This is a genomic window from Pontibacillus sp. ABV4_188, from assembly GCF_056311905.1.
The window spans coordinates 943,694-964,466 of record NZ_CM149975.1; the positions used below are offsets into that span (position 1 = coordinate 943,694).

21 protein-coding genes are annotated in these 20,773 nt (G+C 42.8%); 16 read left to right on the top strand and 5 right to left on the bottom strand.

The genetic code is table 11. The annotated features are described in order from the left end of the window. Positions 1–2: 2 nt before the first annotated feature. From ACYX4O_RS04785 to ACYX4O_RS04810, 6 genes are all read left to right on the top strand, one after another. Positions 3–1,859, top strand: coding sequence for a monovalent cation:proton antiporter family protein (locus ACYX4O_RS04785; protein WP_476355037.1), 1,857 nt, complete (start codon positions 3–5; stop codon positions 1,857–1,859). Positions 1,860–2,987: 1,128 nt separating this feature from the next. Beyond that, positions 2,988–4,289, top strand: coding sequence for a homoserine dehydrogenase (locus tag ACYX4O_RS04790; RefSeq protein ID WP_476355039.1), 1,302 nt, complete (start codon positions 2,988–2,990; stop codon positions 4,287–4,289). A 2-nt stretch (positions 4,290–4,291) separates the two neighbouring features. Further along, entirely contained in the window at positions 4,292–5,353 is a 1,062-nt protein-coding gene (gene thrC / locus ACYX4O_RS04795; protein ID WP_476355041.1) for a threonine synthase, read from the top strand. Further along, positions 5,350–6,258 (top strand): homoserine kinase, encoded by a 909-nt coding sequence (gene thrB / locus ACYX4O_RS04800; protein WP_476355043.1) that lies wholly within the window; start codon positions 5,350–5,352, stop codon positions 6,256–6,258. Before thrC ends, thrB begins: the two co-directional genes overlap by 4 nt. 172 nt (positions 6,259–6,430) lie before the next feature. After that, complete coding sequence (gene fabI / locus ACYX4O_RS04805; protein WP_476355045.1) at positions 6,431–7,210, top strand: enoyl-ACP reductase FabI; 780 nt, start codon at positions 6,431–6,433, stop codon at positions 7,208–7,210. A gap of 271 nt (positions 7,211–7,481) precedes the next feature. Further along, a complete protein-coding gene (locus ACYX4O_RS04810; RefSeq protein WP_476355047.1) occupies positions 7,482–8,276 on the top strand; it encodes a CotO family spore coat protein in 795 nt (264 codons plus the stop codon). A gap of 115 nt (positions 8,277–8,391) precedes the next feature. Here ACYX4O_RS04810 and ACYX4O_RS04815 read toward each other — a convergent pair whose 3' ends face one another. After that, positions 8,392–8,853: a CotY/CotZ family spore coat protein gene (locus ACYX4O_RS04815; RefSeq protein WP_345240271.1), complete on the bottom strand. Its 462-nt coding sequence runs from the start codon at positions 8,851–8,853 to the stop codon at positions 8,392–8,394. Positions 8,854–9,069: 216 nt separating this feature from the next. Between ACYX4O_RS04815 and ACYX4O_RS04820 the strand changes: the two genes are divergently transcribed. The 5 genes from ACYX4O_RS04820 (at position 9,070) to ACYX4O_RS04840 (ending at position 11,733) form a co-directional block, all read left to right on the top strand. Further along, on the top strand, positions 9,070–9,324 hold the full coding sequence (locus tag ACYX4O_RS04820; RefSeq protein WP_476355049.1) for a hypothetical protein: 255 nt from the start codon (positions 9,070–9,072) through the stop codon (positions 9,322–9,324). A gap of 104 nt (positions 9,325–9,428) precedes the next feature. Further along, positions 9,429–9,767 (top strand): DUF1360 domain-containing protein, encoded by a 339-nt coding sequence (locus tag ACYX4O_RS04825; protein ID WP_476355051.1) that lies wholly within the window; start codon positions 9,429–9,431, stop codon positions 9,765–9,767. Positions 9,768–9,958: 191 nt separating this feature from the next. Beyond that, complete coding sequence (locus ACYX4O_RS04830) at positions 9,959–10,192, top strand: hypothetical protein (RefSeq protein WP_476355053.1); 234 nt, start codon at positions 9,959–9,961, stop codon at positions 10,190–10,192. A gap of 316 nt (positions 10,193–10,508) precedes the next feature. Next, positions 10,509–10,805: a hypothetical protein gene (locus ACYX4O_RS04835; RefSeq protein WP_476355055.1), complete on the top strand. Its 297-nt coding sequence runs from the start codon at positions 10,509–10,511 to the stop codon at positions 10,803–10,805. A gap of 22 nt (positions 10,806–10,827) precedes the next feature. Further along, on the top strand, positions 10,828–11,733 hold the full coding sequence (locus ACYX4O_RS04840) for an MBL fold metallo-hydrolase (RefSeq protein WP_476355057.1): 906 nt from the start codon (positions 10,828–10,830) through the stop codon (positions 11,731–11,733). On the opposite strand, the gene ACYX4O_RS04845 is transcribed toward ACYX4O_RS04840, so the two are convergent. After that, complete coding sequence (locus ACYX4O_RS04845) at positions 11,730–12,404, bottom strand: DUF421 domain-containing protein (protein ID WP_476355059.1); 675 nt, start codon at positions 12,402–12,404, stop codon at positions 11,730–11,732. The genes ACYX4O_RS04840 and ACYX4O_RS04845 overlap by 4 nt on opposite strands. Before the next feature lie 119 nt (positions 12,405–12,523). Between ACYX4O_RS04845 and ACYX4O_RS04850 the strand changes: the two genes are divergently transcribed. Further along, entirely contained in the window at positions 12,524–12,751 is a 228-nt protein-coding gene (locus ACYX4O_RS04850; protein WP_476355061.1) for a hypothetical protein, read from the top strand. 61 nt (positions 12,752–12,812) lie between these two features. On the opposite strand, the gene ACYX4O_RS04855 is transcribed toward ACYX4O_RS04850, so the two are convergent. The 3 genes from ACYX4O_RS04855 to ACYX4O_RS04865 all read right to left on the bottom strand — a co-directional run bounded on the left by ACYX4O_RS04855 (position 12,813) and on the right by ACYX4O_RS04865 (position 14,599). After that, positions 12,813–13,235 (bottom strand): GNAT family N-acetyltransferase, encoded by a 423-nt coding sequence (locus ACYX4O_RS04855; protein ID WP_476355063.1) that lies wholly within the window; start codon positions 13,233–13,235, stop codon positions 12,813–12,815. 7 nt (positions 13,236–13,242) lie between these two features. After that, positions 13,243–13,755, bottom strand: coding sequence for a YjcG family protein (locus ACYX4O_RS04860; protein ID WP_476355065.1), 513 nt, complete (start codon positions 13,753–13,755; stop codon positions 13,243–13,245). A gap of 109 nt (positions 13,756–13,864) precedes the next feature. Then, entirely contained in the window at positions 13,865–14,599 is a 735-nt protein-coding gene (locus tag ACYX4O_RS04865; protein WP_476355067.1) for an alpha/beta hydrolase, read from the bottom strand. A gap of 373 nt (positions 14,600–14,972) precedes the next feature. Here ACYX4O_RS04865 and ACYX4O_RS04870 point away from each other — a divergent pair, with 373 nt between their 5' ends. The 4 genes from ACYX4O_RS04870 (at position 14,973) to ACYX4O_RS04885 (ending at position 20,616) form a co-directional block, all read left to right on the top strand. Next, complete coding sequence (locus tag ACYX4O_RS04870) at positions 14,973–15,980, top strand: TAXI family TRAP transporter solute-binding subunit (RefSeq protein WP_476355069.1); 1,008 nt, start codon at positions 14,973–14,975, stop codon at positions 15,978–15,980. Positions 15,981–16,056: 76 nt separating this feature from the next. Next, positions 16,057–16,587, top strand: a complete 531-nt coding sequence (locus ACYX4O_RS04875; protein ID WP_476355071.1) for a DUF1850 domain-containing protein — start codon at positions 16,057–16,059, stop codon at positions 16,585–16,587. Next, complete coding sequence (locus ACYX4O_RS04880) at positions 16,580–18,700, top strand: TRAP transporter permease (protein ID WP_476355073.1); 2,121 nt, start codon at positions 16,580–16,582, stop codon at positions 18,698–18,700. The genes ACYX4O_RS04875 and ACYX4O_RS04880 overlap by 8 nt, the downstream gene beginning before the upstream one ends. 233 nt (positions 18,701–18,933) lie before the next feature. Then, a complete protein-coding gene (locus tag ACYX4O_RS04885; RefSeq protein ID WP_476355075.1) occupies positions 18,934–20,616 on the top strand; it encodes a methyl-accepting chemotaxis protein in 1,683 nt (560 codons plus the stop codon). Positions 20,617–20,773: the final 157 nt, after the last annotated feature.

Consider the following 20,773-nt stretch of genomic DNA (forward strand, 5'->3'; position numbering starts at 1 on the left):
GAATGGAGCACGGTTCTGCATCTGTTACATCACTTGTGATTGTTGTCATCGCAGCATTCTTGACGCCCATCATCCTTCATCGTTTTCGTTTAAAGACCATCCCTGTTGTGGTGGCGGAAATTATCGTTGGACTGATTATTGGTCAGAGTGGCTTTGACTTAGTAAACGAAGGCATGTGGCTTGAAACCTTGTCTACTTTAGGTTTTATTTTCTTAATGTTCCTTAGTGGACTTGAGATTGATTTCTCTGCCTTCGCAGGAAAGAAGAAGAAAGAAACCCTCCCAAGCGGTGGGGAAGCACCGAACACATTAGTTGTGGCTTCTGGTATGTTCTTATTCATTCTTGTGTTGTCACTTGGACTATCCTATTTATTTGTTCTGGCTGGTTTTATCGACAATGTCTTTCTTATGACATTGATTATCTCGACGATTTCCTTAGGAGTCGTTGTACCAACGCTAAAAGATGCGCAAATGCTACGGAGTAACATTGGACAAATTGTGTTACTCGTAACGGTAATTGCTGACTTAACAACGATGATTTTGCTCGCTGTTTTTGTATCGATCTATGGAGGAGAGGAAAGCTCTAGTATGTGGCTTCTTCTCATTCTGTTCGGAGCTGGTGTAGCGATTTACTTTGTCGGAAAATACTTTCAAAATCGCTCTTTCGTGGAGACGATGTCGAAAGGGACCATTCAAATTGATACCCGTGCCGTGTTCACGATCATTCTTATTTTAGTAGGAATTTCAGAAACGGTCGGTGCTGAGAATATTCTCGGTGCTTTCTTAGCGGGTGTTGTTGTCGCTTTATTATCTCCGAATCAGGAAATGGTCAAGCGGCTTGATAGTTTCGGGTATGGCTTCTTAATTCCGATTTTCTTCGTTATGGTCGGAGTAGGAATCAATATTCCTAAACTGTTCCAAGATCCTAAGATTCTACTGCTTATGCCATTACTGTTCGTGGCGCTTGTCATTGCTAAAATGATTCCAGCGCTTATCCTAAGAAAGTGGTATTCCTGGAAAGAAGTCTTTGCGACGGGGTCGATTCTAACTGCCAAGCTATCCTTAGTCATCGCGGCTGCGACAATCGGTGAGAAGATGGGGCTTATCAGTACGAGAATGGAAGGAGCGCTCATCCTTGTCTCTGTTGTATCCTGTCTAATAGCACCTGTTATCTTCAAGAAGCTTTATTCTCACGAAGAAGAAACAGAGCATGTCCAGCAAGTAGCTTTTATCGGCTCGAACCGAATGACTTTACCGGTTGTGCGTGAGCTTGATCCAAAGCTATACAAAACGCATCTTTATCATACGAAAGTAGATAAGATCGATGAAAAGGTAAGCCGGTCTTGCTTTGATATTAATGAAGTAGAAGCATACGACTCCGCGTTATTGGCGAAACAAGGGGTATTCAATGTGGACCTTCTTGTTGCCTCAATTGGGGATGAACAACTGAACACAGATATTGCCCTTTATGCTAAAGAACAGGGAGTTGAACGTGTCATTGCACGAGCGGAATCCCCTGAACTTGATCAGAAGCTTCGTGAAAATGGAGTCGAAGTATTCTCTGTCTTTTTATCATCAAAAGCATTGTTAAAAGCACTTATTACCGCACCAAACGTTGTGGACATTCTAACTAATCAAGAGAGTTACTTGTATCAAATCGAGATGAATAACGAAGATTATGACGGCATGTATATCCGAAACTTCCCGTTCACAGGAGATGTTATTATGGTCCGCATATTCCGCGATAATGAATCCATCATTCCCCACGGAGATACAGAGCTGAAGACCGGTGACCAACTCGTTGTCACAGGATCTTCTGAATACGTTGAAGAACTTCGCTTTGACCTTGAATTCTCTTAAACATTCCAAAAAGCTTCGGTCCGTTAGGGACCGAAGCTTTTTTGTGTTTTAGTGCAGTGCAGTGCGGTACGGAGAGAGTGACGAGACGAGAGCGGCAGGTGTCGGGACGCGCGGAGAGAGTCTCGGGACGAGAGCGGGAAGAGTCCGGACGCGTGGGGAGAGTGTCGGGACGGGAGCGGGAAGAGTCCGGACGTGGGGTGAGAGTGTCGAGACGGGAGCGGGAAGAGTCCGGACGCGTGGGGAGAGTGTCGGGACGAGAGCAGGAAGTGTCTGGATGGGCGGAGAGAGTGTCGGGACGAGAGCGGGAATAGTCCGGACGCGGGGTGAGAGTGTCGAGACGGGAGCGGGAAGAGTCCGGACGCGGGGTGAGAGTGTCGAGACGGGAGCGGGAAGAGTCCGGACGCGTGGAGAGAGTGTCGGGACGGGAGCGGGAAGAGTCCGGACGCGTGGAGAGAGTGTCGGGACGGTAGCGGGAAGAGTCCGGACGCGTGGAGAGAGTGTCGAGACGGGAGCGGGAAGAGTCCGGACGCGTGGTGAGAGTGTCGAGACGGGAGCGGGAAGAGTCCGGACGTGGGGTGAGAGTGTCGAGACGGGAGCGGGAAGAGTCCGGACGCGTGGGGAGAGTGTCGAGACGAGCGGGGGAAGAGTCCGGACGCGTGGAGAGAGTGTCGAGACGAGAGCAGGAAGAGTCCGGACGCGTGGAGAGAGTGTCGAGATGAGAGCAGGAAGTGTCCAGACGCCCAGTAAAAGCGCCAGGACGAGCGCCAAAAGCACCAGGACAAACACCAAAAGCGTCGCAACACCCAGCTGAAAACTCAAGCCCCCCAAAAAAACAGTGTAATAATAACGCTTTTGTACTTTAGTGAAGTAACGGGTGCCAGACACCCGTTCGTGCTTTAATGCATAAAAACATCCCAGAGGACTTTTTTTCATTTTTTTATATTGGTTTTATGTAAGCGGTTAACATATTGGGGGTGTTCGTTTTTTGAGACTAATTAGATGGGAGAGAGATTCATAGTTAATTATGAATTTTCCGATAATGGTTGTGTTTAGTGGGGAGCCTCTTTATAATGTCTTTAACGGAAGTACATATGTACGTTTTGTATAGACAATAAGGAGGGGAAAGCGATGCAAGATAACAAATTAAACGTAGGATTATGTGGACTAGGAACAGTAGGGACAGGGGTTGTGGAGATTCTACAAAACCACCAGGAAGACATTGTACACCAGGTGGGATGCTCGATTGATGTAAAGCGCATTCTTGTAAGTAATCTTAGCAAACCACGTGGGGCATCGGTTGATCCTTCTTTGTTAACTGATCAAGTAGATGAACTGGTAAATGACCCTGAGATCGACATTATTGTAGAGGTTATGGGTGGAATAGAAGATACGTATCACGTTCTTGAGCGTGCTGTTCAGAACGGAAAACATATTGTTACAGCCAATAAAGATATGATGGCTGTACACGGTGGTAAGTTAATGGAACTTGCCAGGGAGAAACATTGTGATATTCGCTACGAAGCTAGTGTAGCAGGGGGTATCCCTATTATCGGTTCCCTTACAAATGGGCTTGCTTCAGACCGCATCAATAAAATGATGGGGATTGTGAATGGAACAACGAACTACATCTTAACGAAAATGGTTGACGAGAAGCGCACGTTCGATGACGTTTTGAAAGAAGCTCAGGATCTTGGATTCGCGGAAGCAGACCCCACTTCAGATGTAGACGGATTAGATGCTGCGCGTAAGATCAGTCTTTTATCAACGCTCGCATTTAAAATGCAAACGGTTCTCGATGATGTTGAAGTGAGCGGTATCCGTGGTATTTCTTCTGAAGATCTTGCATACGCAGGCCAACTTGGCTATACGATGAAGCTATTAGGTATTGCAAGCCGTGAGAATGGAAAGGTAGAAATGAGTGTGCAGCCAACACTTGTTCCAAATGCCCATCCTCTTGCGGGTATTAAAGATGAATATAACGCCGTATATGTTTACGGGGACGCTGTTGGAGAGACGATGTTCTATGGACCCGGTGCTGGTAAACTGCCAACTGCAACAGCTGTAGTCTCTGATTTAATGGATGTCGTGAAAAACGTTCGCCTTGGTGTAACGGGTGAGTCATCTGTTTCTCCGCATTATGAGAAGCAAATGAAAACAAAGGATGAGATCTTCTCGAAATTCTTTGTTCGTTTAGAAGGGGAAGATGAAGCTGGTACATTCCTTGCCATTACACAAGAATTTGCGAAAAGTGGTGTTTCCTTAGATAAAATTTTGCAAATGCCTGTAGAAGGACATGACGCAGCTGACATTATTTTAATTACACATAATGCGAGTCGATTCCAAATGGATGCCATACTACATGCCTTAGAAGAAATCGATGCAGTTCGATCTATCCATAGCGTATATCGAGTTGAAGGAGAGGGGAATTAACCATGGCTTGGAAAGGACTTCTATCACATTATGAATCTCTATTACCTGTAACAGAAGAAACACCAAAGCTTACGTTACTAGAGGGGAATACCCCTTTACTTCCACTTGAAAAGCTGTCAAAAGAATATGGCATTGAGGCCTATGTGAAGATTGAAGGCGCCAATCCTACTGGTTCTTTTAAAGATCGTGGCATGGTTATGGCCATGGCAAAAGCTGTTGAAGAAGGAGCTGAAGCTGTTATCTGTGCCTCAACAGGAAACACGTCAGCAGCGGCGGCTGCCTACGCAGCGCGGGCAGGGTTACGTTGTATCATCGTCATCCCAGACGGCAAGATTGCTCAAGGAAAACTTGCTCAAGCCGTGATGTATGGGGCTGAAGTGTATGCGATTGAAGGGAATTTCGACGAAGCTTTGAAAATCGTAAAGCACCTGGCTGAAACAGATAACTTCACACTGGTGAACTCGATTAATCCATACCGTATTGAAGGACAAAAGACAGCCGCTTTTGAAGTGTGTGATATGTTAGGTAAGGCGCCTGACCATCTGCTTATTCCAGTCGGCAACGCTGGTAATATTACAGCGTATTGGAAAGGGTTCAAGGAGTACCATGAAGCCTATCATACAGGTTTACCGAACATGCGAGGTTTTGAAGCGAGTGGCTCTGCAGCCATTGTTCGCGGGGAGGTCATTGAACAGCCAGAAACCCTTGCCACAGCTATTCGAATCGGAAATCCTGCAAGCTGGGGTCAGGCATTACAGGCAACGAGTGAATCCAAAGGTGCCATAGGCGAGGTTACGGATGAAGAAATCGTAGAAGCTTATCAATGGTTAGCTGAGAACGAAGGGGTATTTGCTGAACCGGCTTCCTGTGCCTCCATCGCTGGATTATTTAAGTCGCTGAAACAAGGGGACGTTGAAAAAGGTTCACAAGTCGTCTGCGTGCTAACTGGGAATGGACTGAAGGACCCGACAACCGCAATCGAGAAAAGTACCATACAACCAATCGTTCTTCCAAACGATCTTGGGAAAGTGACGGATGCTATCCAAAACGGAGTGTTATCATGATACACATTCGCGTGCCGGCCAGTAGTGCCAATTTAGGGCCTGGCTTTGACTCCATTGGCGTTGCTTTAAACTTGTACCTTGAAGTAAAAGCAGAGCCTTCAAAAGCGTGGTATTTTGAAGCAACTTCTGAGTTTGTTAAAGGGATGCCTGAAGGTCAGGAAAACGTCATCTATCAAGCGGCTCAATTTGTGGCTATGAAACGAGGGTTTGAACACTTGCCCCCTCATAAGGTTGAAGTAGCAAGTGAAATCCCTGTAGCCAGAGGGCTTGGTAGTAGTGCCTCTGCGATTGTGGCGGGGATTGAATTAGCTGATCATATACTAGATCTACATCTTTCTGAAACAGAAAAGATTTCGTACGCTTCTCAGATAGAAGGGCACCCGGATAACGTTGTGCCCTCTGTCACAGGGAGCGGGGTTATCGCCTATCAGGACGGAGTTGATGTCAGTTGGACGACTGTTCCGTTTCAAAATGTATGCTTTTTAGCTGCCATTCCGGCATATGATCTGAAAACAAGTAAAGCGAGAGATGCTCTGCCATCCAAACTTTCGTATAAAGAAGCTGTTGAAGGAAGTGCTGTCGCTAATGTTCTTGTCGCTGCTTTAGCGAAGGGGGACTGGGCACTTGCTGGGAAAATGATGGAGAAAGATCGCTATCATCAGCCATATCGTGGAGCGTTAATGCCACATTATGACGAACTGCGAAACTACTTAAATCGTCAAGGTGTTTACGGTACGTTTATGAGTGGAGCAGGGCCAACGATTATGAGTCTGATTCCAACTGATCAGGGGGCATTCATTACAGAAACCTCTAAAAGAGATTATCCAACGTTTGAATGGAAGCGGCTCTCTGTCGATTATAGCGGTTCCGTAGTAACGAAAGAAGAGATTGAGACCACATCATAAACAGGGTGCTCCGATTATTGGAGCACCTTTTTTCATGAAAAGGTTTTGAATGGGTCTAAGGATGGGGATACTAGAAAGGAATTGTGTTTTTGTTTAATTTTGTTTAGAATAGTAGCAGGTACTAATAACAAGTGATAACTATAGACACATTTTCTCCGAGGAGGACGAAAGAATGAATATGTCATTACAAGGTCGTACATATGTTGTGATGGGAGTGGCAAACAAGCGAAGCATCGCCTGGGGTATTGCTCAATCACTACACAATGCAGGAGCACGCTTGATTTTCACATACGCCGCAGAGCGTTTTGAGAAATCAGTACGTGACCTGGCTGCCACATTAGAAGGTGGAGAAGAATCTCTTTTCTATCAGTGTGATGTAACAGATGATGAGAACATTATGGAAACGTTCCAACAGATTCAAAACGATGTTGGTGTCATCCACGGATTAGCACACTGCATCGCTTTTGCAAACAAAGAGGAACTAAAAGGTGACTTCTTAAATACAAGCCGTGATGGCTTCTTGACAGCTCACAATATCAGCTCTTACTCCTTAACAGCTGTATCCCGTGCTGTACAACCCCTTATGTCAGAAGGTGGCGGGATTGTAACCTTAACCTACCTAGGCGGCGAGCGCGTTGTACCGAACTACAACGTTATGGGTGTTGCTAAAGCAAGCCTTGATGCAAGCGTGAAATACCTTGCTGAAAGTCTTGGTAAACACGGCATTCGCGTTAACGCGATTTCTGCTGGACCAATTCGTACGCTATCTGCTAAAGGTGTAGGCGACTTCAATTCGATCCTAAAAGACATTGAAGATCGCGCGCCACTACGTCGTCCAACGACTCAAGAAGAAGTTGGCGACACAGCTTACTTCCTACTAAGTGACTTCTCCCGTGGTGTAACAGGCGAGATGATCCACGTAGACTCTGGTTTCCACATTATCGGACGCTAAACTGTTTTTTAAGCCCAAGGCTCTGCCTTGGGCTTTTTTGTGTATTTGGGAGAGCTTACGAAAGCAGGCCGAGGAGTTCCTGAAACAAACATGAATTTACTAAAACAGTGAAGAACTTACGAAAAAGAGCACAGCAGGTATTGATTCTAAAACGGCTCATCAAATATCCCTTCCCATACAAAAAATGGGTCTTAAAAACTAGGCACATCCCCCATGTCTTTTGCATAGGCTATAGTGTAGATTAATGATTATATAGGGGGAGTGTGTATATATGGCTAAGAAGAAAAAGGAACGTGTGAAGCAACCGATGTTGTATATTACACAGCCTGATTTCGAGAAGGCATCGCCGAATATGCAGTCTGTGTATCGTACGGAGAGGAAGCCATTAACAAAGAAAAGGGAAGACGCACAAGAATCAGAGAAGCAACTTGAGGCGAAAGCAGAAGCAGGAGAAACAGAAAATGCGACTAACTCAAATGAGACCCCTACTCATGAGAGAACGAAGCGGGGGCCACAGCGTCGTAGACGTTATTCGCTGGGGCTCGGGGAACCTGATCAATCTAGACCAGCAGGGTATGATCCATTTTTAGGTCGTCCGGATCCATTTAAAGTAGCTAATGAAGACCATGTCAAGAGGCAGCAAGAAAACGAGATTGATCTTCAAGAGCCTCAGAATGATCAGGAGTCAGGATGGGCATCGCCAGACGAAGTGGAAGAAAAACTAGCTAAGCAGTTAGATGATTTCTCAGAACCCGAATCACACAATGGAGACACTCAACCTATGGAAACAAATGAACGCGAGGAGAAGCGGCGCGTTTCCTTTACGAACAGGAATCGTCGTAGCAGGTTTAAAGATATGAGTCTAGAAGATAAAGTCGATTACTTCGTCCATTTGCCTTCACAAGTTCCGAGAATGAAGTGCGAAGTCATTACAGAAGAAGAACGTTTTAAGGGATGGATTGAGGATTACGATGAAGGAATTGTATATATGAAAATTCTTCAGAGGCCGTTCCGGGTAGAAGTTCCGTTTGATGACATACAGGATATTGTACTAAGAGGGTTTTAGAGGGCTGCGTATTGCAGCTCTTTTTTTATTGATATGTCGCTGACTTATTTAAACAAGATCTCCTGCTTCTCACACAAAAAGCCAGGCTCCTAAATAGGAACCTGGCTTTTGTTCACTACGCTCTTGCGTTGATCGCAGGAAGGCAAGTGATGTGACAGAAGCAGTTTAGGTCAACTGTGATGCAGATACCAGTTGCGCGTAGGTTACTTGTGTCTTGGTCACTAGGTGATTTGATGTGGCACTCTTCAGAAGAATGTGGTGTAACTAGTAGTTCAAGTAGTGCGCATTCGCAATCTTCGTCTACCTCTTTAACGCGGAAGATGAAGCTTTCACGAATCTTATCGATTTCATTGCGACGAGCGCCGAAACCTTTGAATGGTTTGCAATCTTTGCAATAAAGAATGACAGGTACCGTATCTTTATTTGTTCCACGGTCCCCCATTAATTCGTTTATTGACTCTTCGCAGCTGGAATTGCAATCATCTGTTACGTCGTTTTGTGCGTCAACAATCTCTTTAAGGATGTCGCATACACAACCTTCAGAAGCTGACTCGACTCTGTTTTTTCCACAACCCATGTGTCATTTCCCCTTTCTGGACGTTTTGACTTATTGTCTTTAATAGAATATGTCGCGAGCCTCCATGTGTGTGGGCAAAAGCCTGTATTTTTCTGAAAGGGTTGATGAAAAAATCCAAGGCGCTTTTCTTAAGAAACAAGGCGAAAGCCCAAACACACCCATTCATTCATACATAGGATACTAGCGAGTAAAGATTTATAAAGGAGTGGACCAACTGTGTCAGAGAAACGAAAAAAAGTCATCCATGTAGATGAAGTGATCATTAAAGCAGAAAACGTGGTTATTGAACCACAACGTCCTCATCGTAGAGATCGCCACGATGAAGATCGTTACGACCCATTCTTCGGCCCTCGTCGTGCGCAGCTTGAAAGCGAAACAGAAGAAGAGCATGTGGAGTTAGAAGAAGTAGAAGAAGTCCATGAAGAGGAAGAAGAAGGCGAAGATCGTCGTCCTCCGTTTTCTTGGATTTAACTTTTTAAAACGTCCTTTGCCTTTCTCAAGGCAGAGGGCTTTTTATTTTGGTATACAAATGGACAACCCTTATTTCATATACTTCATTAAAGGACGTGATGCATATGGGGTTAACGTGGATGGAATTAGTCATTCTCGTACTAGCCAGTTTTCGGGTTACAAGATTGCTTGTTTATGACACGATTACAGATTGGATCAGGAAGCCATTTCATAAGGAAGTCGAACAAGTAAACGAGAATGGAGAGGCTGAGATTTTTATTGAAGTGAAAGGAAAAGGATTACAAAGGTTTGTTGGCGAATTACTTAGTTGTCACTGGTGTACAGGTGTCTGGGTATCTGCCCTCGTGTACGGCACTTTTTTATTTTTTCCTATACTGATTCCTTTGTGGATACTATTTGCCATAAGTGGCGGAGCGGCCCTGTTATTTAAACTTTTTGACTAGATAGAGGTACTTACCCATACGAATGAATCGCTTCTTTCATACAATGAAGACGAGGGCATAGTTTATCTGAAAGGGTGGTGGAGAAGTTGAAGATTAAAAAAACAGCTTCACAAAATGCCTCATTGAAACCAAAACCCGTACCCCCGAAGAAAAAGAAAGGCTGCGGTTGTGGAAAGAAGAAGTCGAAATAAATGCCTAGAATTCGAATTTTTGAACCTCGTTGGATGAAACCTTTCCACGATCTTAATAAGCATATGGATCTAAAGGAGTCGTGGTTTCAGTTTCCAGAGAAGAAAAAAACAAAATTCGATCAACAATTCCAGTCTTTTCATACATCACATGACGAATGGCATAAATCGTTTCAAGAAGGAATAAGTGAGATTGAAAAGGCGATGAACGAATTAGAGAAGAAGATGGAAGGCTAGGTCTCTGGAAAGGGACCTTTTTTATATCTTTCTTTCTTACAACTTAGTAATCATGAAATATCGCAATCAGGACAATGCTTCCACGAGCTTGTATTTCCCGAACCACCTTGCCATATATGGGGATAACGGAATCATACCATATTTGGAAATCCCGCAACTCTTACCACCCTGAAGATGCAGGGCCGTTCCCCAGACACCCCCTAACTCTCACAAACGTGACGGCCCTATTCATAAATGGAAACAACTAGTTAAACAGGCATATTATATGGAAGAAACGGGTAGAGTAACGTAAGGATCTAAAAAGGAGTGATAGGAAATGGGATACATTTTACCAATACCGCACTACCAATATAGCGATTATCGTGAGCGAGTCGAACGCACGAAGCGTGATCCATTCCCGATTGAACGCGTCTTTAAATTAGATTTAGAGCAACAATTAGATAATCCAGAACCAAGAGAAGAGGACCGAAAAGATTACCAGTTTTATAATGAACAAATCACAAAGCAGCATAAGCCTGATTTATATGCGCCCTCTTCTGTACATGTGGGGAAGTCGCACAGAATTTACTCTGATTTAACAGGAATTGGGCGGCATTTTAACGAAAGTATTTAGAAATGCCGAAGGAGTCGAAATTATGCAGCTGATTCAAATCAATTCAAACTGCTATTATTTTAGCGGATCTGTCAACATAGGATACATCTATCAAGGGGAGTCAGGAATGATTGTGGATGCTGGTATTGACTCCCAAACGATGAAGAAAGTGTTAAAGAAACTGGATCACGAAGAGCTACCTGTAACGCACCTATTTATTACCCATGCGCACTCCGATCATTATGGAGGAGGGTCGTATTTGCAACAGGACAGGGCCATTTATACGTTTGCTCCTTATTATGAAGAAGCCATTCTGCGTAATCCCTCTCTTGAACCTTTATACTTATTTGGAGGGAATGATCCTCTGCCAGAACTGCGAAATAAATTTTTAGAGGGAAACTCCATTTTTGTAGATGAGGTATTACAAGAAGGTGTTTATGAGCGAGATGGTTTTAATTTTACAACGTATTTGCTCCCGGGGCATAGCTATTATCAGCTTGGTATTAAGATTTATGATTGTTTATATGCAGGAGACGCTTACTTTAGCGAAGAGCAACTGCATAAGCATAAGATTCCCTTCCTAACGGATGCACACCTGGCTATTCAATCGTTGTACAAGCTTAAGGAGATACAGACACAAGGGGCCGTCCCTGGTCATGGGGAATATGAAGAAGATTTTCATGATACGGTTGATGCCAATATTGCTTATCATCACGAACTTATTCATATGTTATGGGCTTATATTGATTCTCGGAAGCTTGTCTCACATGAAGCACTTATTGCGTATATGTGTAATACGTATCAAGTGAAGGTAGATCAACTTCCGCAATGGCTGTTATTCCGGACAGCTGTGACGTCATACTTAATTGCTTTATTGAAACAAGATCAAGTTGACTACAAGATTGAAGATTATCGATGGGTCTTCTATACAAAAGGAGGAGAAGCTTAGTATGGGACAACATACAATGCTTCTCCTTCTTTATATTCTGCATACATTAATTCTTTAGGTGACTGAATGTTTTGCTTTTGTATTTCTTGATTTAACCATTCCTCTGTCAAACCGGCTTCCTTAAGGTTATCCCATAATATTTCGCCGTCGCTAACGAGTGTTCGTGGCAAGTATACGCTCTGTGGTTTTAAATTGAGATCTCCGCGACTTGGGGATTGGTCAAGGGATTTCTTTAATACGGACACTGTTCCATCTGTTTCAAGTATAGCGTATTCCACTTCTTGTATGGAGAATACATCTTTTGAGCGTAGCAAATGTTGTAGCTGATTAATATCTAGCTTTCCTTTGTTCATAAGCTCTTTCTGAATTTTTCCTTCATATATAATAATCGTAGGTCGCCCTTCGAGCAACGAGCGCGAACTTTTGAATTTCTCTGTGATCCATTCTGTCACGTAAATGAGAATCCCCCAGCAGAGTACAGCGAAGAGGACTTCAGATATGCCGACCTCTTTATCGTAAAGAGCGTTTCCTACTAGCTCTCCGAGAACAAGTGCAGCGATGAAATCGAAAGCAGTAATTTGGGTAATCTGAGATTTTCCTAGAACCTTAGTTAAGACAAATAAGCACAAGAAACCGATGACGGTTTCAATTAGTATGGAACTATACATCAATCTCCCCTCATCCTTTCTTTATTCCTCTAACCATTTTTGCCAAAAGAGGAGGAGGGTATACAAAGAACTTGACTCCCGTTAAGATGGACTTGTACACGTATAAGAGGAGAGAGGCCTCATTGATATCTAAATTATTCTTGATCATTAGCATGGCAGCACTCGCCCTTTATGCTTGGACGGGTAACCAATTGGTGGATGAGGATGTGTTACTCACCCTTGCAATTGGTGGGTTTATAGCTTCCATCTTACTTACCTTCCTTATTAAGATAGGGAAGTTTCTGCTTACGGTAACGGTTATGTTAGTACTCGGCGTGCTCGTTTTTCAGTATGTACTGCCTGCACTTTAAAGGAACGAAAAAAAGCTCAAGAAGGGTTTACCCTTTTTGAGCTTTTTTGCATGCTAGACTTTTATAACTCTTTAATCATAGTAACGTGGGGGATACCAGCGTCCATAAATTCCTCTGAAACCACTTTGTACCCAAGGGATTCATAGAACCCAAGTGCTTGAGTTTGTGCATTTAGCTTACTCTTTTGGTACCCCTCGTCTTTCGCGTGACCTTCCATGTGAAGAATCATCTGTTTGCCAAGTCCTTGTCCTCTAGAAGATTTGACCATACAAATGCGCTCAAGTTTGGCATACTCATCGACAAAGCGTAGGCGACTTGCCGATATGGGGTGCCCTTCTTCGTATCCAACGAAGTGAGTTGCTACTTCATCAAATTGATCCATTTCCTCTTCCATAGACACGTTTTGCTCTTCAACGAAGACAATCTTTCGGACAGAATAGGCGTCTTCTAACTGCTGATCGGTCGTAACTTGTTCAATTTTCATGTGTGACTTATCCTTTCCCGAGGCGGAACGTCTCATAAACGGTCCAAGATCCATTTTCTAACTGATAGAGCAACTGGAAGCGATCAATTGTCTCTTCAAATTCATGACTAATCATACGTAAGCTCCCGTACACATCAGAATGTTCATCATCTGAAAGCTTCTGGGCAATCGTGATGTGAGGGACAAAGGAAAACGTCTGTCCATTTGGGATATCGCTTTGATGTAACTTCTGATGAAGATCCATTAGCCCCTCAGCCGGTTCTACCTTCATATAGATGGTGTTTGTTACCGGTGAGAAGGTACTTAATTTGTTGATCATCAGAGAAAAAGGTTGTGTTTCTTTTGCTACCTTCGAGAGTTCCTGTACCACTTCTTCGATATGATCTTCGTCTGCTTCGAAAGCTTCTTTCAATGTAACGTGTGGTGGAATTAACGCATAGTGTGGGTCGTAACGTTTTCTGTAAGAATTTGCAATGTCTTGAATTTGCTTGGATGGAAATAAAGCGATACCGTACTTCATGATTGAACCTCCTATTTCATATTAAATAAAAAAGATGAATGGTTTCATCCTGATAGAATGATCGTGTCATTCATTATATCAAATTTTCTGAAATTATTCTTGAGGTAGTTTAAGGATTTTCGCTTCCGAACATAGTAGGGAGCGCTCGTTTTAAATCTTTCTGCCAATACTTCCAGGTATGGTCGCCATCAAGTTCATAATAGGTGTACGAATGGCAATTCTTTTCTAAAATGTCACGAAGCTTCCGATTTGGTGTAAGGAAGTCTTGAACTTTCCCATCTGTTGTGGAAACATCGGTCTCCTGTGTTCCAATCGTATGATAGATTTCCATAGTTGATAAGGCCTTATGATCCTGTGCCTCTTCTAGAACTGTTTCATCAACATAAGGGGACTGCATAATTACTTTCCCGAACGTGTGGGGATATTTGAGTGCTGTCATGAGTGCCATCGTGCCACCTAATGAATCTCCCATAAGAGCGCGACAGCCACCCATGTGATATGTAGGAAGTTCTTCATCTAATAAGGGTACGACTTCCATCGCAAGAAACTTCATATAAGATGTGAATTTCTTGCCCTCTGGATGATACTTGTTGCGGCGATCATACTTATCGTTGTAATGGATGCCAACGAAAATCGTGTTCTCGATTGTTTGGTCACCGTGGAACCGATCACTCAATGTGGCGACTCTGCCAAGCTGCATATAATCATCTCCGTCTTGCATTATACAAATGTTGTATTTGTATAATGGAGAGAACGTTTCTGGTTTGTAGATCTTTACAGTTAATGTTTCATTCAAATATTGGCTATCAATCGTTTGTTCTGTCATGGTTCCATTTCTACCCATTTTAACACCTCCTATAATGATGAAAGAGGAAACTATCCTCATCAATTCCCTCGTGTGGGAAGAAATAAACAACAATGCATTAAGTGTATCATATTTGTTGAAAAAATCGGATTTATTGAATTGACATCGGGGAAAAGAAGAGAATGGACCAATCATCACCGGGACTAAAGACTTATTTTGACTAATGGAAGAAAACACTATTTCGAAATACAGCAAAAAAGATGGTATAATGATGTAAGGAAAGCTAACTTATAACGTAAAGAACGTAATTCTTTACATAAATTATTGTCAAAAAATTAATGATTGTCTTTCCAATCAAATACTGCTAAAATACAGTTAGCAAATTATAATCATTTTTAGGGGGTAAATAAAAATGACAAAGAAAAGAAGTTTATTAGCTTTCATCCTTATGTTAGCGCTTTCTATGGTGCTCGCTGCTTGTGGTGGCGGGAGTGCTGACGGAGGCGACTCTGGTGACGAAGGTAGTGAAGGTGACGATGGTGGTAAGAAGTTCATTTCCTTACTAACTGGTGGGACAACTGGTACATACTACCCGCTAGGTGGTACGTTCGCAAATGTTATGAATGAAAATATTGATGGCGTAGAAGTTTCTGCTCAATCAGCTGGTGCTTCAGTTGAAAACATGAAGTCCTTGTCTAAAGGTGATGCAGAGTTAGCTTTTGTTCAAACAGATATCGCAGCTTATGCGGCTGAAGGAAAGCTAATGTTTGAAGACAATCAAGTAGATAACGTTCAAGCAATCGGAACGCTTTATCCTGAAACGATTCAAATCGTTACGACGAAAGGTTCTGGTATTGAATCAGTAGAAGATCTAAAAGGGAAAACTGTTTCAATCGGTGCTCTTGGTTCTGGTACAGCAGCAAATGCTGAGAACATTCTAGATATTCATGGAATTTCTCTAGAGGATATTAAGAAACGTGACCTTGCATTCGGTGAATCTACAAGCGGGATCCAAGATGGTTCAATCGATGCTGCCTTCATTACTTCTGGGACACCAACAGGAGCAGTTGAAAGCTTAGCGGCTACAGCAGACGTTAAGATTGTACCTGTTGCAGAAGATAAGATTGAAGAGTTAATTAGTGAGTATCCGTACTACGCTAAGGACGAAATTAAAGCAGAAACATACAGCAAAGTAGACGAAGCTGTTACAACAGTAGCTGTTCAAGCGATGCTTGTTGCTTCTAAAGATCTAAGTGAAGATGTTGTATATGATATGACGAAAGCATTATTCGAAAATACAGATGCTATTTCTCATGCTAAAGGTGAATTCATCACAGCTGAAAGTGCTCTAGATGGTGTTGGAATTGACGTTCATCCAGGTGCTCAGAAGTACTTTGATGAAAAAGGTGTTAGCAAGTAAGTAACCATAGTCACCACTGAGATAAGATAGACCGGCTTGCTCGGTCTATCTTTCTTCATGAAAAGAAGGGATAGACTTGAAGATTCGACGTTTTCAACTCGTAGTAGGCATTTCCCTCATCGCGGTTGCGGCACTAGCCGTTCTTATCTTTTATCCAAACCGCACGGTTATCACCTTCCAACATATAAAATCGGGAGAAGAGTTAGCTTATCTTCCGATTCATCAGAACAAACACTTTCAGATCAGATACATTCATTCTGTTCACCTTTCAGAGGTAATTGAAGAATTTGAGCTTCAAGACGACCATTCGATTCAACCAAAAAAGCTCATTTATGAAGATACGGCTATTGGCATGCCTTCAAATGCCTATGGGGAAGATACGTTTGAAATGAAAGACGAAAAGTATATCATCACTAAGGGTCCAAACACTGAAACATTACCTTCTATCAATTTGTCTGTTGGGCAAGTCCGATCGGAGCATACAATTGTATACGCTGGAGAATCGTACTTATTGAAGGAGTTTGTGGGTGCCGGGACGAGTATAAAGATCGAAGCCCGTGACATGAGTATTTGGCAGATGTGGAAAGGAGTGAAGATGAGTGAGTGATAACAACAACCAAGATCATACACTCTCAAAAGAAGACCAGGACGCGCTTGTAAAGAAATACGATGTTGAATCAAGCGTCCGAGATTTATCAGGATTTGTAGGAAAATTTGTATTTTTTAGCTTGTTAGCTTTTTCTCTTTATCAAGTTTATTTTACTGTCATCTATCAAATACCAGCACAAATGCATCGATCGATCCACTTAGGATTTGCGTTAATGCTTATCTTCTTGCTGTTCCCGGCAAGAAAGAAGAACTTAGAACGAGGAAAGCTTGGTTGGTATGATTATGTATTAGCTATATTGAGTGTTGGAATGGGAGCCTATTGGCCTCTTAATTATGACCAAATTATTGCTCGTGCCGGGGAAATGACCCAAATTGACTTCTATGTAGGCGGCCTTGCGATTTTGCTTGTTCTTGAAGCGACAAGACGTGCTGTGGGACTTCCGATTACGATAATCGCAAGTTTATTCCTTGCTTACGCGTATTGGGGACGTCAGATGCCTGATTTCCTAATTCACCGCGGGCTGGATGTAGATACAATCGTACAAACGATGTTCTTTACAACAGAAGGAATTTTTGGAACACCGCTTGCGGTATCATCCACTTTTATCTTCTTATTCTTACTATTTGGTGCCTTCCTTGTGAAAACAGGCGTAGGTCAATACTTTAATGACTTGGCAGTAGCCTTGGCGGGTAAACGTACAGGTGGTCCGGCGAAGGTAGCGATCTTCTCTAGTGCTCTTCAAGGAACAATTAGCGGAAGTTCTGTTGCGAACGTTGTAACGTCAGGTTCTTTTACAATTCCGATGATGAAACGTCTCGGTTATCGTAAGGAGTTCTCTGGTGCTGTTGAGGCAGCGGCTTCAACAGGTGGGCAGCTTATGCCGCCAATTATGGGTGCAGCAGCTTTCTTAATGATTGAGTTTATCGGAATTGATTACTGGTCTATTGCGAAAGCAGCAGCCATTCCAGCTGTCCTTTACTTTACAGGAATCTGGATTATGACACACTTTGAGGCAAAGCGTATTGGACTTCGTGGCCTTGAAGATGAAGAGATTCCAGATAAGAAAGAAGTTCTGAAGAAGATTTATCTTCTTCTTCCGATTGTAGCGATTGTCTTCTTCTTAGCTTCTGGTTTAAGTATTATTTTATCTGCTCTTTATGGAATCTTTACAACGATATTAGTTGGTCTATTGCGAGAAGAGAAGTTCCGCAAGATCTATCCAATTGCCTTTGTAGGTGGTGGAATTGCTTATATCATTTATAAAGCGGTCGTAAACGGGGGACTTGCAGACGGATGGTTTGTTGGCGGTCTTATTGCGGGTACGATTGCTACGATTGTAGTGAGTTACTTCTTTGACGGAAACTTTGCTGATACAATTGATGCCCTTGTGCAAGGTGCTAGAACAGCCCTTGGCGTTGTAGCGGCTACAGCTGCTGCGGGTATGATTGTAGGAGTCGTAACGAAAACAGGTCTTGGCCTGAAATTGGCGAACAGCTTAGTATCGTTAGCAAACGAGCAAATTCTATTAACCTTGTTCTTTACTATGGTAGCAGCAATTATATTAGGAATGGGTTCTCCGACCACGGCGAACTACGTTATCACCTCAACGATTGCAGCGCCGGCGATTATTGCGTTAGGTGTTATGGAATTACCAGCTCACTTGTTTGTATTCTACTTTGGTATTATTGCAGACATCACACCTCCAGTTGCACTTGCAGCCTTTGCAGCATCCGGGGTGTCAGGGGGCGAACCGATACGAACGGGGGTCAACGCGGCAAAGCTTGCCATTGCGGCCTTTATTATTCCGTATATGTTTGTCCTGCAACCTGAACTATTGATGATCGACGCCACGTTCTGGGGTCTGATCTGGATCTTGTTCACAGCGATTGCTGGTATGATTGCAATCGGTGCAGGTATGATTGGATATTGGTTCCGTAAAGTGTATTGGGTAGAGCGGGTTCTTGCTGTTGGTGGCGGACTTGCACTCATCTATCCAGGAGGCTTCTCGGATACGATTGGACTTGTGGTTTTCGGCGCTCTCTTAGGAGCTCAATTCTTAATTAAGCGCGAGCTAATTGGGAAACCAATGCCACAAAGAAGTCGTGCCTAATTGAATAGTTAGACACCTTAAGGGGCGAAATCATTTAATGATTTCGCTCTTTTTTTGTGAGATTAACTTAGGTTTATATCTATTGGTCTCCCTATAAAAATACATAATTTATTCTTAAGAAGCATGTAAAGATTTGTGACTATTGACCGATATAAAAACTATATATATGAAAGGGTTTACATGTGCGGTTTAGTTCTAATTAGGGGTGGTTGAGGGTGTTTAAATGGAGAAATATGAGTATTGGCCGAAAATATATGTCCGCTTTTTTAGCAAGTGTAGTCTTGTTTATTATTTCAGGCGTGATCATTTTACAAGAGATGCAACAGGCTCAAGAAAACGTGTCAGCCATTGAGAGAAGGGGAGATCGGGCGCTTGCTATTGCCGAGATGGGATCCTTGATCCGTTCAATGGATATTAGTGTTACAGATTATCTTGACTTGCCAAACGGAGAGTCTTTAGAAGAATTTGAAGCAAGTCGTAAAAAATTTGATGCGTTAAAAGAAGAAGTGAAGCCTAAGATGGGGACGCTTTTTCAAGAAAAATTATTTGAACGAATAGTTGAAAACCAAAAAGATATGGGAGAACGCTTAGTTAATGAAATAGTTCCCGCAGTTGAAGCGGGGGAATTGAATGTGGCGAATCGGTCGAGAAGGTATGTAAGTAATTCTCGGTTATCTGCTATTGAATCCATTGTGCAACTAGAAGAGGTTGTGAATGAGGAACGGGCGCAGGCAATGAAGAGTACTAAAGAGAATTTAGCTCGCAGTGTAATTGTCTTATTTGCATCGATTTTTGGAGCGGGTGTTCTTGGGACTGTTCTCATTTCACTTGTGAATAGAAAAATTCGTAGAGGATTGACCAGGGTCGTTCAAACAGCAGACGAAATATCAGAAGGTAACTTAAATGTGCAAGACCTTTCCTTTAAACGAAATGATGAGGTAGGAAAACTTGCAACTTCAGTAAATAACATGAAGCATCATTTGCGTCACGTCATTCAAAACGTTACGAGCGCCACAGATTCCGTCTCGAATAAGAGCGATGAATTGCAACAAGCATCGAATGAAGTTCAAGAAGGAAGTAAGCAAATCGCTTCTACGATGCAGGACCTTTCTTACGGTTCAGAAACGCAAGCCCATAGCTCTCAGGCGTTAGCGGAGATGACAGAATCCTTTACTGCGAAAGTGCAAGAGGCAAGCGCCAGCGCTGAAGTGATATCCTCTACCTCAGGAGAAGTTCTCTCAATGACCGAAAGTGGCGCGCGTTTAATGAAAGAGTCCGTCGATCAAATGGGAAGGATTGATGCGATCGTCAAAAGCTCTGTAGAAAAGGTGCGGGGGCTAGATGCCCAATCTAAAGAAATCTCTGAATTGGTACGCGTTATTAGAGACATTGCAGATCAAACCAATCTTCTCTCGTTAAACGCAGCTATTGAAGCGGCAAGGGCTGGTGAGCATGGTAAAGGATTTGCCGTGGTGGCTGATGAAGTACGAAAGCTATCAGACCAAGTTTCTCAATCAGTCAAAGATATTACAACGATTGTTACAAGCATTCAAACAGAGTCAGGATCAGTAGTAACCTCTTTAGAGAAAGGGTACAAGCAAGTTGGGGAAGGATCGAAACAAATTGAAGTCACAGGTGAAACGTTCGATACTATTAACGCTTGGGTATCTGATATGGTTATGAAAATTCAGGGCATATCTGGAAACATGAGGGATATAGCTAACCAAAACAATCAAATGAACGAGTCGATTGAGGGAATCGCCTCGGTGTCAGAAGAAGCTGCAGCAGGTGTCGAACAAGCAGCTGCCTCTTCACAACAATCAAGCAGTGCAATGGAAGAAGTGTCTAGAAGTGCTAGTGAATTGGCTAACTTAGCAGAGGGCTTGTCTGAGGAAATTAGGAAGTTTAGGTTGTGAGAACACATCTGGTTTGAAAATCTACGAGTTCATTAGTTAATAACTCACTAAAAAAATCGTCTACTTAGACGATTTTTTCTTTTGAGAAAAGATTACAATGATTTAAGCCAAATTAGATATTGTTTCGTCTAATGAGTGTAAAACCATAAACAAGGAG

Bases quoted from the DNA above. Each gene is read 5' to 3' on its own strand.
- ACYX4O_RS04785 (WP_476355037.1), top strand. From the start codon at position 3: ATGGAGCACGGTTCTGCATCTGTTACATCACTTGTGATTGTTGTCATC.
- ACYX4O_RS04790 (WP_476355039.1), top strand. From the start codon at position 2,988: ATGCAAGATAACAAATTAAACGTAGGATTATGTGGACTAGGAACAGTA.
- thrC (WP_476355041.1), top strand. From the start codon at position 4,292: ATGGCTTGGAAAGGACTTCTATCACATTATGAATCTCTATTACCTGTA.
- thrB (WP_476355043.1), top strand. From the start codon at position 5,350: ATGATACACATTCGCGTGCCGGCCAGTAGTGCCAATTTAGGGCCTGGC.
- fabI (WP_476355045.1), top strand. From the start codon at position 6,431: ATGAATATGTCATTACAAGGTCGTACATATGTTGTGATGGGAGTGGCA.
- ACYX4O_RS04810 (WP_476355047.1), top strand. From the start codon at position 7,482: ATGGCTAAGAAGAAAAAGGAACGTGTGAAGCAACCGATGTTGTATATT.
- ACYX4O_RS04815 (WP_345240271.1), bottom strand. From the start codon at position 8,853: ATGGGTTGTGGAAAAAACAGAGTCGAGTCAGCTTCTGAAGGTTGTGTA.
- ACYX4O_RS04825 (WP_476355051.1), top strand. From the start codon at position 9,429: ATGGGGTTAACGTGGATGGAATTAGTCATTCTCGTACTAGCCAGTTTT.
- ACYX4O_RS04830 (WP_476355053.1), top strand. From the start codon at position 9,959: ATGCCTAGAATTCGAATTTTTGAACCTCGTTGGATGAAACCTTTCCAC.
- ACYX4O_RS04835 (WP_476355055.1), top strand. From the start codon at position 10,509: ATGGGATACATTTTACCAATACCGCACTACCAATATAGCGATTATCGT.
- ACYX4O_RS04840 (WP_476355057.1), top strand. From the start codon at position 10,828: ATGCAGCTGATTCAAATCAATTCAAACTGCTATTATTTTAGCGGATCT.
- ACYX4O_RS04855 (WP_476355063.1), bottom strand. From the start codon at position 13,235: ATGAAAATTGAACAAGTTACGACCGATCAGCAGTTAGAAGACGCCTAT.
- ACYX4O_RS04860 (WP_476355065.1), bottom strand. From the start codon at position 13,755: ATGAAGTACGGTATCGCTTTATTTCCATCCAAGCAAATTCAAGACATT.
- ACYX4O_RS04865 (WP_476355067.1), bottom strand. From the start codon at position 14,599: ATGGGTAGAAATGGAACCATGACAGAACAAACGATTGATAGCCAATAT.
- ACYX4O_RS04870 (WP_476355069.1), top strand. From the start codon at position 14,973: ATGACAAAGAAAAGAAGTTTATTAGCTTTCATCCTTATGTTAGCGCTT.
- ACYX4O_RS04885 (WP_476355075.1), top strand. From the start codon at position 18,934: ATGAGTATTGGCCGAAAATATATGTCCGCTTTTTTAGCAAGTGTAGTC.